9 protein-coding genes and 1 pseudogene are annotated in these 12,969 nt (G+C 58.8%); 5 read left to right on the forward strand and 5 right to left on the reverse strand.

Features of this window, described 5'->3' with window-relative positions; translation table 11 throughout:
* Positions 1-107: 107 nt before the first annotated feature.
* On the forward strand, positions 108-878 hold the full coding sequence (locus tag F8N12_RS20740; RefSeq protein ID WP_150582058.1) for a ParA family protein: 771 nt from the start codon (positions 108-110) through the stop codon (positions 876-878).
* Between the two features lie 131 nt (positions 879-1,009).
* Here the strand turns inward: F8N12_RS20740 and trxC are convergent, their stop codons facing one another.
* The 5 genes from trxC to F8N12_RS20765 all read right to left on the reverse strand — a co-directional run bounded on the left by trxC (position 1,010) and on the right by F8N12_RS20765 (position 10,036).
* Entirely contained in the window at positions 1,010-1,444 is a 435-nt protein-coding gene (gene trxC / locus F8N12_RS20745) for a thioredoxin TrxC (RefSeq protein ID WP_150582059.1), read from the reverse strand.
* A gap of 59 nt (positions 1,445-1,503) precedes the next feature.
* Positions 1,504-2,967, reverse strand: coding sequence for a protein adenylyltransferase SelO (gene selO, locus F8N12_RS20750; protein WP_150582060.1), 1,464 nt, complete (start codon positions 2,965-2,967; stop codon positions 1,504-1,506).
* Positions 2,968-3,015: 48 nt separating this feature from the next.
* Entirely contained in the window at positions 3,016-6,366 is a 3,351-nt protein-coding gene (gene mscK / locus F8N12_RS20755) for a mechanosensitive channel MscK (RefSeq protein ID WP_150582061.1), read from the reverse strand.
* Positions 6,367-6,399: 33 nt separating this feature from the next.
* The gene (locus F8N12_RS20760) at positions 6,400-8,142 is read right to left on the reverse strand and encodes a potassium/proton antiporter (protein ID WP_150582062.1); all 1,743 of its coding nucleotides are present in this window, start codon (positions 8,140-8,142) and stop codon (positions 6,400-6,402) included.
* Between the two features lie 268 nt (positions 8,143-8,410).
* The gene (locus F8N12_RS20765; RefSeq protein ID WP_150582063.1) at positions 8,411-10,036 is read right to left on the reverse strand and encodes a methyl-accepting chemotaxis protein; all 1,626 of its coding nucleotides are present in this window, start codon (positions 10,034-10,036) and stop codon (positions 8,411-8,413) included.
* Positions 10,037-10,321: 285 nt separating this feature from the next.
* Between F8N12_RS20765 and F8N12_RS20770 the strand changes: the two genes are divergently transcribed.
* The 4 genes and pseudogenes from F8N12_RS20770 (at position 10,322) to F8N12_RS28330 (ending at position 12,888) form a co-directional block, all read left to right on the forward strand.
* The gene (locus F8N12_RS20770) at positions 10,322-10,552 is read left to right on the forward strand and encodes a hypothetical protein (protein ID WP_150582064.1); all 231 of its coding nucleotides are present in this window, start codon (positions 10,322-10,324) and stop codon (positions 10,550-10,552) included.
* Positions 10,549-10,851 (forward strand): cell division protein ZapA, encoded by a 303-nt coding sequence (locus F8N12_RS20775; RefSeq protein ID WP_150582065.1) that lies wholly within the window; start codon positions 10,549-10,551, stop codon positions 10,849-10,851. The genes F8N12_RS20770 and F8N12_RS20775 overlap by 4 nt, the downstream gene beginning before the upstream one ends.
* A 144-nt stretch (positions 10,852-10,995) precedes the next feature.
* Positions 10,996-12,024: pseudogene (locus tag F8N12_RS28325) on the forward strand (cache domain-containing protein); the annotation flags it as partial.
* A gap of 132 nt (positions 12,025-12,156) precedes the next feature.
* Positions 12,157-12,888 (forward strand): methyl-accepting chemotaxis protein, encoded by a 732-nt coding sequence (locus F8N12_RS28330; RefSeq protein WP_412072158.1) that lies wholly within the window; start codon positions 12,157-12,159, stop codon positions 12,886-12,888.
* Positions 12,889-12,969: the final 81 nt, after the last annotated feature.

Consider the following 12,969-nt stretch of genomic DNA (forward strand, 5'->3'; position numbering starts at 1 on the left):
GTGAAGTGAGATTGTCGATAACTCTGTAGTCCGAATACCGACGAGGTAGCTAAGCAGCGCTTCGGACTACTACACTCGGGCATTCTTTGATACACGGAGGTTTTGACATGCGGCGTGTGGTGTTCAATCAGAAAGGTGGCGTGGGTAAATCCAGTATTGCCTGCAATCTGGCGGCGGTCAGCGCCAGCGAGGGCTTTCGCACCTTATTGGTGGATCTCGATGCCCAGGCTAATTCCACTCAATATCTGACAGGGCTGACCGGCAACGACATCCCCATGGGCATTGCTGATTTCTTCAAGCAAACCCTGTCTTCCGGTCCCTTCTCAAAGAAAAACAAAGTCGATATCTACGAAACCCCGTTCGATAACCTGCACGTCATCACCGCGACCGCCGAACTCGCCGATTTGCAGCCCAAGCTTGAGGCGAAACACAAGATCAACAAGCTGCGCAAGTTGCTGGAAGAGCTGGACGAGGATTACGACCGGATCTACCTCGATACCCCACCAGCGTTGAATTTTTATGCGGTGTCGGCGCTGATTGCCGCTGATCGCGTACTGATCCCCTTCGATTGCGACAGTTTCTCGCGCCAGGCGTTGTATGGCTTGCTGGCCGAAATCGAGGAGTTGAAGGAAGACCATAACGAGGGGCTGGAAGTGGAAGGGATTGTGGTCAACCAATTCCAGGCCCGCGCCAGCCTGCCTCAGCAAATCCTTGACGAGCTGATTGCCGAGGGCTTGCCGGTGTTGCCGGTTTATCTGGGCAGCTCGGTGCGCATGCGCGAATCACACCAGGCGAATACGCCGCTGATCCATCTGGACCCGCGGCACAAGCTGACTCAGCAGTTTGTGGAGTTGCATAACCTGCTGGAAAACGCCTGATTCCTCCTCGTAACCCGAAACCCTTGTGGGAGCTAGCCTGCTCGCGAAGAGGCCGGGACAGTCAGCATTGTTGTGGCCTGACTCGCAGCCTTCGCGAGCAGGCCCGCGCCCACATTGGCTAGTGGATCTGCCTAAATCCCCTGGCTGCGCAACCAGCTCATCAATTGCGGCGACGGTAATGCTCCACTCTGGCGCGCCACCTCCCGACCGTTCCTGAACAAAATCAGGCTCGGAATCGAGCGAATGCCCAGTTGCGCCGACAGCTGCTGATTCGCCTCACTGTCCAGTTTCGCCAGCCGACATTTACCCGCCAACTGCGCGGCAGCCTGCTCGAACACCGGCGCAAAAGATTTGCACGGCCCACACCACTCCGCCCATACGTCGACCAGCAGTGGGAGATCGCCCTTGATCTGGCTGGCGTAGTCGCTTTGCTTGAGCTCAAAGGGTCTGTTCAGGAGGACTTCGGCCTTGCAGCGTCCACATTTCGGGTGGTCACCGAGGCGGTCGGCGGGGATGCGATTGAGGCCGTTGCAGTGGGGGCAGGGGATGTGCAGTGGGTCGGTCATGAATTCGGTCCATGGGAGAAGTAGATGAAGTTTCTGTGGAAACCTTTATCTGACGAGCATCACGAAGAACAACTGATCTCCAGATGCTTGCCCCACTCTGGCGGCCGCTCGGCGTAGCTCTCCATCCCCGGCTGCTCCTCAAACGGATTGCTCAGCACGGCATGCAGGCGACGGACTTCGGAATAGTCGCCGCTCTCTGCCGCATCAATCGCTTTCTGCGCCAGATAGTTGCGCAGAATGTACAACGGATTGACCGCGTGCATCCGCTGGCGGCGCTGCGGCTGATCAAGCTCGCCATCACGGGAAACCCGGGCGACATACTGCTCGCCCCAGGCATCAAACCCTTTGATGTCTACAAAATCATCGCGCAGGCGAGCGATGGCCTGTTTCGGTGATTCATCGCCGAGGCGGCGGAAAAACAGGCTGTAATCGACGCCGCTGTTCTGCATCAGTTGCAACAAACTTTCCAGCAACGTCTGATCATCGTCCTCGGCGGTGGTCAGTCCCAGGCGGCGGCGCATCAGGTCCAGGTAATGGGCCTGGAACAACGGCAGGTACAGGCCAAGGGTTTCGCGCAGGGCTTCGACACTGATGAACGGCGTCAGCGCCTGAGCAAGAGCACTAAGGTTCCACTGGCCGATTGGCACCTGATTGCTAAAGGAATAGCGACCCTGATCATCGGAATGGTTGCAGATGAACTGCGCATCGAAATCATCAAGGAAGGCGAACGGGCCGAAATCGAACGTAATGCCAAGGATCGACATATTGTCGGTGTTCATCACGCCGTGGCAAAACCCATAGGCCTGCCATTTGGCGATCAGTTCGGCATTGCGCTCGACGATTTCGCGGAACATGGCCAGGTAGGGTTCGGGCTGTTCGAGGCATTCCGGAAAATGCGCGGCCAGCACGTGGTCACCGAGTTCTTTCTGCTGTTCGGGGCGTTTGGTGTAGTACAAGTATTCGAAATGGCCGAAGCGCACATGGCTCGGCGCCACCCGCAGGACCATTGCCGCACGCTCCTGTTTTTCCCGCCACACCGGCGTGTCGGAGCCGATCACGCAGAGTGCTCGAGTGGTCGGGATGTTCAGTGCGTGCAGCGCTTCAGAGGCAAGAAACTCACGGATCGACGAACGCAACACGGCACGTCCATCGCCCATCCGCGAAAATGGCGTCTGGCCTGCGCCTTTGAGGTGCAGGTCCCAATGCTCGCCGGCTTCGTTATAGACCTCGCCCAGCAACAGGCCGCGACCATCGCCCAGTTGCGGATTGTAAGAACCGAACTGATGGCCGGAATAGACCATCGCTCTCGGCTCGGCGTCTGCCCACAACTTGTGGCCGCCGAACAGCTCGGCAAATTCTGTGCTTTGAGCCACGGCCGGGTCGAGATCGAGCAGCGTCATGGCCGCGGGGCTGGCCACGACCAGACGCGGGTTATCGATCGGCTCGGGCAGCACATGCGCGGAAAACGCATCGCCGAGGCGGGCGAAGCGGTTATCGAAGGTCAGTTCGTCGAGGGCTTTCAAGGGCCATCTCCAGCAGAATGTCTGAGCATTCTGCTGGGGATATGCCAGTTAGTCGAGCTTGGTGGCTGGCGGCGCTTGCAGCGGCTCGGCGTCAGTCACCGGTGCGATGGTTTTCTTCTCCGATTCAATGGGCACCATTTTGTATTCCTGGCCTTGCATGTTCTTCAGATAAACCTCCATCTGTCGAAACGAGATGTTGATGTGCTGCTTCTTGAACTCGCGATTGATGAAGCGGTTGACCTCATCGAGCACCGGGTTGCGGTCGCCGAGATCACGCACGTGCATGCGCAGTTCGTGATCGAGGGTGCTTTCGCCGAAGTTGAGGAAATACACCAGCGGCTCCGGCTCCTTCAATACCCGCGGGTTTTCCCGGGCAGCTTTCAGCAGCAGTTCTTTCACCAGGTCCAGGTCCGAACCGTAATCCACGCCGAGCTTGAGCGTCACCCGGGTGACGGTGTCGGTCAGCGACCAGTTGATCAGTTGCCCGGTAATGAACGTCTTGTTCGGGACAATGATGTCCTTGCGGTCGAAGTCGGTGATGGTCGTGGCGCGGATGCGGATCTTGCTCACCGTGCCCGACAGGTTGCCGATGGTGATTGTGTCGCCGATGCGCACCGGACGCTCGAACAGGATCATGATGCCGGAGATGAAGTTGGCGAAAATCTCCTGCATGCCGAAGCCCAGGCCGACCGAAAGCGCTGCCACCAGCCACTGCAACTTGTCCCAGCTGACACCGAGGGTCGACAGGGTCGAGACGAAGCCGACGCCGGCGATGACATAGGACAGCAAGGTTGTCGTCGCGTAGGCGCTGCCCTGGGCCAGATTCATCTTCGACAGTACCAGGACTTCCAGCAGGCCTGGCAGGTTGCGGGCAAAAGCGAATGTGATACCGATGATGATCACCGCCCCCAGCATGTCGCCGATGCTGATCGGCACCATGCTCATGTTGGCGCCGGTGCCGCTGGTGTATTCGTAAAGGGTGATGTTATCGAGATAAGAGAACACTGAAATCAGATCGGACCAGACCCAGTACAGACCGGCAATGAAGCCGCCCAGCAAGGCCAGGCGAATCAGGCGCAGGGACTGTTCGTTGACCTTTTCGATGTCCAGTGTCGGCTCTTCAATCACCACATCGCCGTCGCCAGCCTCTTTCGCCGCCTGACGTTTCGCCAGTGCCCGTTGATAGGCCAGGCGCCGTGCCGCGACGCTGAGGAAGCGCACGAACGCGGCTTCGATGACCAGCCAGAACATCAGCAGGTAAAGGGTGTTGATCAATCTATCGCTCAGTTTGAGCGCGGTGTAGTAGTAGCCGAAGCAGACGGCGACGAACAAGGCGATCGGCAGCGCGGTGAACATGACCCCGAGGGCTTTGCGGAACAGCGATGCGTTCTGATGCGTCGGGCTGCTGATCAAGAGGCGGCTGAGCAACCAGGCCATCAAGGCGTAGCAGATCAATACGACAGGCATGCCCAGCACATCGTCGGCCAGGGCTGCCGGTTGCAGCTCGGCAACGGCGACCACGGCTACCAATGCCATCACCACCAACCCCAGTCGGCGCACCCAGCCCTGCAGGAACTCGACCTGAGGTTTTTCCCAGCGGAAATGCAATTCGGCAACGCCGCCCGGCGCCAGGATGCGATAGGCGGTGTAAAACACCAGCCACGCCTGGGCCATCTGCAGCAGCGCCGCGCCCATGTTGGCGTTCTGCCCGCGAGCATCGATTTGCAGGGCAAGACCGCACAGAGCAAGGCCGAGCGAGACCGGCATCGCCAGCAGAATATTGATCAGAATCGCCTGCGGCGTGTGCCACTGGCTGTCGCGCTTGAAGTGACCGATGTCCTGATGGATTTTGCTCAGGCGCGCGTACAGGCTTTTGCGACGCCACAGCAATGCACCGATCAGCAGTGCCAGCGGCAGGAACAGTAGCGGCTGTTGAGTCAGACCGTCAGTCAGTTCGCTGAAGCTGGATGCCCACGGCAGTGTGGTGACCTGGCGCTCCAGTCGTTCCGGTACGCCGCGCATCCATTCCGGATCAAGCGGTTTGTTGCTTGGAATCCAGAACATTTGCTCATCCAGCGTCGAGCGCAGGCTTTGCGCAGTGCTCAGCAATTGCTTCTGGTTGAGTTGCAGCGTAATCGATTCGTTGAGCACGGCGCTCAGTTCACGGTTCAGCCGCTCCAGCAGGTCGGCCCGGGTTGTCGCCAGCTCCAGCAGGCTTTTACGCAACTGTGGCGTGACTTGCTCAGGTGGCTGCGAGGCCAGCAGATTGTCGACGTAGGTCGCCGGGTTGCTCAGCAGTTCACGTTGCTGGCTCACTTCGAATTGGTACAGGCGAATGTCGGCGATCTGGTCCGCCAGGTCACGATCAACCGTGAGTTTCGGCAGGGCCTGCTTCTGCTTATAGAGAATCTTGGAGAGCAGCAGGCTGCCTTTGAGCACGTTGATTTGCTCATCCAGCGCTGAATCGCTCTGGGTCACGTTGTCCAGTTGTTGCTTGGTCTGCAGGTTTTGCTGGGTGACTTCGTTGAGGCGGTCAGTGCTTTTCAGCAAATAATCGGACAGCTTGAGGTTCGCCGCGCTTTCCGTCGCGAGCAATGCGCTGCCTCCGGACTTTTGCGCTTCGATGGACTGTTGGGTCACTGTTTCCTGAGATTGCGCCAGACGCTTCTGGTTGATCAGGGTCTGCAGTTCCTGGATTTCCTTGTCCAGGCGATCGGATTTCTCCGTAAGCAAGTCATGCTGGCTGTTGCCGAGATCCTGCAGCTGACTGTTGCCGGCCAGCTCCTGGCGACGCAGGGGTATCAACGCATTGAGGGCCGCGAGCTCGGCGTTGAGTTGGTCACGTTGTTCGCCGCTCAGGGTCTTGCCGTTCTCTTTGCCGGCCTTGAGCAAGTTATTGATCTGCTGAATCCGCGTCTGGCTGGCGGAGATTTCCGCTTGAGCACGCTCGGGGCGGGTCTGCGCAGTGATGACCAGGCTGTTCGCGTCGGCCAGCGCCTTTTGCACATCGCTTTGCTGAGTCGAGCGTTCGGTCAGCATCTGCTCCAGTTGCTGAATAGACTCCTTGGCGTAACGCTGCGCCACGGGCAACTCGCTGGTGGCCTTGAGGCGAGTCAGTTCGCGCTGGTTTTCGATATTCTGTTTCGGCGCAGTGGCAAGTTGCTGTTTAAGCGCGACCAGTTTCTGCTCATAATCACGCTTATTGGCGAGCTGGGTCAGCGTGCCTTGCAGAATGCTCTGCAGGGCTTTCTGATCGGCTTCCGGCAGCTTGCGATCGCCTATCTTGTCGAGGCTCGCTTGCACGGATTCGCTGGTGGGCGGTTCGGCCGCTTGCAGGGGGCCGACAGAGAGGCTCAGGCCCAGCAGGGCCATGATGAAAAAGTTGCGCAGGGTTGACATAGTGACCGATCGAAACGAGGCGAAGTGGGGAGTTTAGAGGAACAAGCCCGGGCCTGGGCGACTTCCTTCGGGGAATCTGACGCCCACTTTGCCGATCTTGTTCCCGTCCATGACCGCGACGGTCCAGATGGTGTTGTTCCATTCCACCTGGTCACCAACTACTGGCGCACCGCCCACTTTCTGGGCGATGAAGCGTGCCAGTGACATGTCCGCATCGATGCCTTCGACCTTCAACCCGTACAGGGCAGCAACCGCAGCCAGCTGGGCGTCTCCTTCGAGTACGAAGTCGCCGAAAAAGCGTAAATCCAGGCCCCTTTGCGGAGCCTGGCTGAACAGTTTTCCAAGGGCCGGAAGGTTATGCTCATGGCCGATAACACATAGTAAATCATCGACTTCGAGCACCGTACTACCCGACGGATGGAGCAGTTGTTGACCCCGAAACAGGGCTGCGATGCGGGTGCCTTCCGGCATTTTCAGTTCGCGCAGTGGCGAACCGATGCACCATTTCTCGGCGCCGAGCCGATATACAAACAGCTCCCACTCGCTGGTGACGTGTACTTCTAGTGCGGCTCGGGAAATCGGTGCGGGCTCTGGGGGGACGGTCACTTTCAGGAGTTTCGCCACCCAAGGCAGGCTGGTGCCCTGGACCAGCAACGAGACCAGCACGATAAAGAACGCCAGGTTGAAATACAGCTGAGCGTTGGGCAGCCCGGCCATCAGCGGGAACACCGCCAGAATGATCGGGACCGCGCCGCGCAGGCCGACCCACGCAATGAACACCTTTTCGCGACCGTGAAACGCTTTGAAGGGCAGCAGGCCGACCATCACCGACAGCGGGCGGGCGAACAGAATCATCCACAACGCCAGGCCGAGGGCCGGCAGGGCGATCGGCAGCAAGTCATGCGGCGTGACCAGCAAGCCCAGCACCAGAAACATGCCGATCTGCGCCAGCCAGGCCATGCCATCGAGCATGTGCAGCATGCCGTGGCGGCTGCGCACCGGGCGATTGCCGATAACCAGACCGCACAGGTAGACCGCAAGGAAACCGCTGCCGTGCAGGGCGTTGGTCAGCGCAAAGACTACAAGGCCGCCGGCGATCAACAGGATTGGATAGAGGCCGGTGGCGAGGTTGATCCGGTTGACCAGTTGCAGCATCACCCAGCCACCACCCAACCCGATCACGCCACCGATGCCGAACTCGCGCACCAGATGTACCAGCAAATTCCAGTGCAAGCCGGTTTCACCGCTGGCGAGCATGTCGATCAGGGTAACGGTGAGGAACACCGCCATCGGGTCATTACTGCCGGACTCGATTTCGAGGCTGGCGGACACCCGCTCGTTCAGGCCCTTGCCGCCCAACAGCGAGAACACCGCCGCCGCATCAGTGGAGCCGACGATGGCGCCAATCAACAGGCCCTGCATCATGTTCAAATCGAACAGCCAGGCGGCTGCCATGCCGGTCAGACCGGTGGTGATCAACACCCCCACCGTGGCCAGTGACAGTGCCGGCCATAACGCCACGCGGAAACTCGAGACCCGAGTACGCATGCCGCCGTCGAGCAGGATGATCGCCAGGGCGAGATTGCCCACCAGATAAGCCGTGGGGTAATTATCGAAAATGATCCCGCCGCCATCGACGCCGGCGGCCATCCCCACCGCCAGGATAATCACCAGGATCGGGATGCCGAGGCGCGAGGACAATGAGCTCACCAGAATGCTCGCACCCACCAGCAACGCGCCGATCAAGAACAGGCTGTTGATGGTCGTCGCATTCAAAGGCATTACTCCAGAAAACCGAAAGGGCGGGCACGAACTGACCATGCAGTCTGCGTGCCAGCGATTCTAACCTGTTGAAATGTGATGCTGTCAAAAAGGTTATGCAGCAAATCGGTGACACGACTATTCGTGTAGCAGCTGGCGCAGCCTGCGTCCGACTGCGCAGCAGTCTTGCAACCAGCGTCGCGGATTTTTCAGATAAATCGTCCGAGTGCTGTTACTGATACCGGGCCGGACGCAGGCTGCGCCAGCTGCTACACAGGCGCTGTCAGAGACTGAATCGCCCAACCATGTTGTTCAGGTCCAGCGCCAGGCGCGACAGTTCGTTACTTGCAGCACTGGTCTGATTCGCGCCCGTCGCTGACTGCACTGACAGGTCACGAATGTTAACCAGATTGCGATCCACTTCGCGCGCGACCTGCGCTTGCTCTTCTGCTGCGCTGGCAATCACCAGATTGCGCTCGTTGATCTCGACGATGGCACTGTTAATCGTGTCCAGCGACATCCCTGCGCCGCGCGCGATATTCAGCGTCGATTCGGCACGCTCGGTGCTGTTGCGCATCGAATCCACCGCGTGTTCGGTGCCGCTCTGAATGCTGCCGATCATCCGTTCGATCTCGCTGGTCGACTGCTGAGTGCGGTGTGCCAATGCCCGCACCTCATCGGCAACGACCGCAAAACCGCGACCCGCCTCACCGGCACGCGCGGCTTCGATCGCGGCGTTCAACGCGAGCAGATTGGTTTGGTCTGCCAAGCCACGAATCACGTCCAGCACCTTGCCGATATCACGGGACTCGTTGGCCAGGTCGCCGATCAGGCTGGCGGTGCTCTGCACATCGGCGCTCATGCGCTCGATGGCGGTGACGGTTTCCTGAACCAGGTCGCGGCCATCACCGGCGGAGGTGGTGGCATTCTTCGAAGCTTCGGAAGTGCTAACAGCATTACGCGCGACTTCTTCCACCGCACTGGTCATTTCGTTGACGGCAGTAGCAGCCTGCTCGATTTCGTTGTTCTGCTGAGTCAGGCCACGGGCGCTTTCATCGGTGACACTGTTGAGTTCTTCAGCAGCGGAGGCCAGCTGCGTGGCCGAGCCGGAGATCCGTTGCAGCGTATCGCGCAGTTTTTCCTGCATCTTCGACATGGCGAGCAACAAGCGGCCGGCTTCATCTTCGCCATCCACGGTGATCGGGCGAGTCAGATTGCCTTCGGCGATTTCTTCCGCAGCGCTCAACGCCTTGGCGATCGGCTTGGTGATACTGTTAGTCAGCAGCCAGGCAAACAGTAGCGTCAGGCCGCTAGCGATCACCAACAAGGTGATCACCAGATTCAGCGAGGTCGAATACTGCTCGCCCGCACGGGTGTCGGTGGCGTTGATCTGCTGTGTATTGATTTCGAGCAGCTTGGCCAGCGCGGTGTTCACCGCTTCGGAGTTCGACAGCAATTCGCTGTTGAGCATGCTGCGCAATTCATCCACCTGGTCATTGCGCGAGAGCGTCTTCATCTGCTCTTCGAGCTGGCGATACTGCGCCAGCAACTGCACGTATTGATCGTACGCCGCGCGTTCCTGCGGGCCATTGATCAGCGGCTCGTACACCCGTTGAGCATCGCTGATCTGCTGGTTACGCATATCAAACAGTTCGAAGGTTTTCTGTTGCACGTCGGGTTCGCGGTTGACCAGCAAGCGGTACGACAGTACGCGTAAACGCAACGTCAACTGGGTGAATTCATCGAGACTTTTGATGCTCGGCACGCTCATCAAAGCGATGTCTTCGCCTGCGCCGCGGATTTTGCTCATCTGGTTGAGCGCAAACACGCCCAGGACCAGCATCAGACCCCCAATCAAGGCGAAGCCGAGGAACGCCCGTGGAGCGATGTTCATATTACGAAGGGACATGGTATTTACCGAAGAGGGCGCATCCGTGCGACGCTGAAGACTTACGTATGGGTGACTTATCGGTCATGCGACTGAAGTCTTGAGGCTCTGTGCGCTTTTGTCGCACAGGTGCGCTGCTGATGATCGAGCGACGAAGTGCAGGAACCAGATGGGTCAATCACAGTCTTTAAAGTTCGCGGAATCCGTCACCCGCCAGCAAAATCAACGCTTTGCGCCTGATTAGCCTGGCATCTGCGGTGACTTTTCTTTATCGTACGCGCCCTTTGAAATCCCTGGAAAATCAATATGTTGGAAGCATCCCTAAGCCAATTGGAACAGCTGGTCAGCGATCTGGTGCAACAGAACCAGACCTTGCTCGGTACCAATCAGAGCCTGAACGCCGAATTGGCTCAGGCCAAGGATGAAAACGAAACCCTGCAACTGAGCCTGATGGAGCAGGAAGAGAAACACGGCGCCACTGCCGCACGCATTCAGGCACTGGTTGAGCGCGTCAGCGCCACTCCGGTCAACACATGAGTGCCGGCGCCGCAGGGGTAAAAGTCGTCTCTATTCTGGGGGAGGACTATTCGATCAAGGCGCCGGCCGGGGAAGAGCAAACCCTGCTGGACGCCGCCATGATGTTGAAAGCCGCTTTGGCCGACACCAAGCGCAAATACCCGACGCTGATCGGCGACCGTTTGCTGGTACTGGCCGCAATGAACCTGTGTTCGCAGCAGATAGAATTGAAAAAGCAGCACCAGCTGGAACTCAACCGTTATCAAGAGCAAGTCAGCGCCACGGTTGAAGTGATCGCCAAGACGATCAATCAGGCCTGATCGGTTTGCGCACAACATAAAGTAAGATTGCCGATTGTTTTGTATACAATCGGCACGGCTGTTGCAGGGTTTCCACCTCTTACTCTCTGGGGGTGATCCATGCAGTTCTGGCGACGCAGTATTCAATGGCAGTTGATCCTCAGTATGGGCACTGCCCTACTGGTCAGCATTCTGATCGTGGTTGGCATTTATACCCTCGTGGTCAACCGTCTTGCCCAGAGCTATCTGGTCGAGCAGGCGCTTCCGTCGAGCATCGAAGCGATGCGCAACGACATCGAGCGCATCCTCGTTCAACCGCTCACCGCCGCCAAGGACATCGCCAGCAATAGCATGGTGCGCGACTGGCTGGCCGAGGGCGAAAGCAGTGCCCAGACCGCGACGTTCGTCAAATACCTGGAAGGCATTCGCGCCGAGCACAATGCTTTTACCGCGCTGATCATCGGGGCGGCGTCCAACCACTACTTTACAGAGAAAGGCCAGGACCGGACGCTCAGCCGTACCAACCCCAAAGACGCCTGGTTTTACACCTTCCTCGACAGCAATCAGCCGCGCACGATTAATATAGACAACGATGCCGCCACCGGAGAATTGGCGCTTTTCATCGACTTCAAGGTTGAACAGGCGGGCAAGGTCGTAGGCGTTGCCGGGCTGGGCCTGAGCATGAAAGAACTGTCGGAACTGATCCACAATTACAGTTTCGGTGAGCGTGGCAAGGTCTATCTCGTGCGTTCCGACGGTCTGATCCAGGTTCATCCGGAATCGCAATTCAGCGGTAAACGCACGCTCGCAGAGCAAATTGGCGCGTCGGCAGCGCAGTCCGTCATGGGTCAAAAAGTTGCCACCAACAGCAGCTTCATCCGCGATGGCGAAGACTTTCTGGCGTTGAGCCTTCCATTGCGTGACCTCGGCTGGACCCTGGTGGCCGAAGTGCCGCAGTCGCAGATCTACGCCGAAGCCCGTAAAGCGATGTGGATGAGCAGCTTTATCGGCCTGGCAGTGGCGCTGGTTTGTCTTCTCTTGGTGGTGGTACTGGCCCGTGGCCTGGTGCGGCCGATCCGTCAGGTAACAGCGGCGCTGGTAGACATCGGTAGCGGTGGTGGAGATTTGACTCACAGGTTAGATTCCAGTCGCGCCGATGAGTTGGGAGACCTCGCACGCGGCTTCAACCGATTCCTCGACAGCCAGCGCGAAATGATCGGGGAAGTGCTCACCACCAGCGAGCGTTTGCGCACAGCAGTCAGCCAGGTGGCGAAGGTGGTCGATAACACCGCCGAGCGTTCCGGGCGTCAGCAGGAAATGACCGATATGGTCGCCACCGCTGTTCATGAGATGGGCTTGACCGTGCAGGAAATCGCGCAGAACGCCGGCAATGCGGCGTTCGCTTCGCAAACCGCCCGCGATGAAGCGATGCAGGCGCGCGAAGTGGTCAGCGGCTCGATCCGGCATATCGAAAGCATGTCCGACGAGATCGGCCTTGCCGCCAGTGCGGTGGGCGAGTTGGCGAATCAGGTGGCGTCTATCGATCAAGTCCTGGCGGTGATCCGCGGGATTTCCGAGCAGACCAACCTTCTGGCATTGAACGCCGCTATCGAAGCGGCACGCGCCGGGGACATGGGGCGCGGGTTCGCCGTGGTCGCCGATGAAGTGCGCACGCTTGCACGCCGTACGCAGTCGTCCACCGACGAGATTCAACAGATGATCGGCAGCCTCAAGCAAGGCGCGGAGAATGCGGTGTCGTCGATGCACACCGGGCAAGCGGCGACGGGTACCGGCGTGGAGTCGAGCCAGCGTACCGGCGCCTCGCTGACCGCGATCACCGGGCAGGTCGAGCGAATCAGCGACATGAATCATCAGGTGGCGACTGCGACGGAAGAACAGTCGGCGGTCACGGAAGAGATCAACCGCAACGTCCAGGGGATTTCCGATCTGGCGCGGGCGACGGCGGGAGAGGTCAGGGCTTGTCGTGAGGATTGTCAGATGTTGCAGCGCTTGGCCGATGATCTGGCGCGGCAGATGGGTGGATTCAAGTTGAGCTAAAAAAAAATCGCAGCCTCGTTTCACTCGACAACTCCTACAGGAAGAGCGCGCAATCCCTGTAGGAGCTGTCGAGTAAAACGA

The sequence above is a fragment of the Pseudomonas fluorescens genome (assembly GCF_902497625.1).
GTDB classification, from domain to species: domain Bacteria; phylum Pseudomonadota; class Gammaproteobacteria; order Pseudomonadales; family Pseudomonadaceae; genus Aquipseudomonas; species Aquipseudomonas fluorescens_BQ.

Bases quoted from the DNA above. Each gene is read 5' to 3' on its own strand.
- F8N12_RS20740 (WP_150582058.1), top strand. From the start codon at position 108: ATGCGGCGTGTGGTGTTCAATCAGAAAGGTGGCGTGGGTAAATCCAGT.
- trxC (WP_150582059.1), bottom strand. From the start codon at position 1,444: ATGACCGACCCACTGCACATCCCCTGCCCCCACTGCAACGGCCTCAAT.
- mscK (WP_150582061.1), bottom strand. From the start codon at position 6,366: ATGTCAACCCTGCGCAACTTTTTCATCATGGCCCTGCTGGGCCTGAGC.
- F8N12_RS20765 (WP_150582063.1), bottom strand. From the start codon at position 10,036: ATGTCCCTTCGTAATATGAACATCGCTCCACGGGCGTTCCTCGGCTTC.
- F8N12_RS20770 (WP_150582064.1), top strand. From the start codon at position 10,322: ATGTTGGAAGCATCCCTAAGCCAATTGGAACAGCTGGTCAGCGATCTG.
- F8N12_RS20775 (WP_150582065.1), top strand. From the start codon at position 10,549: ATGAGTGCCGGCGCCGCAGGGGTAAAAGTCGTCTCTATTCTGGGGGAG.
- F8N12_RS28330 (WP_412072158.1), top strand. From the start codon at position 12,157: ATGGTCGCCACCGCTGTTCATGAGATGGGCTTGACCGTGCAGGAAATC.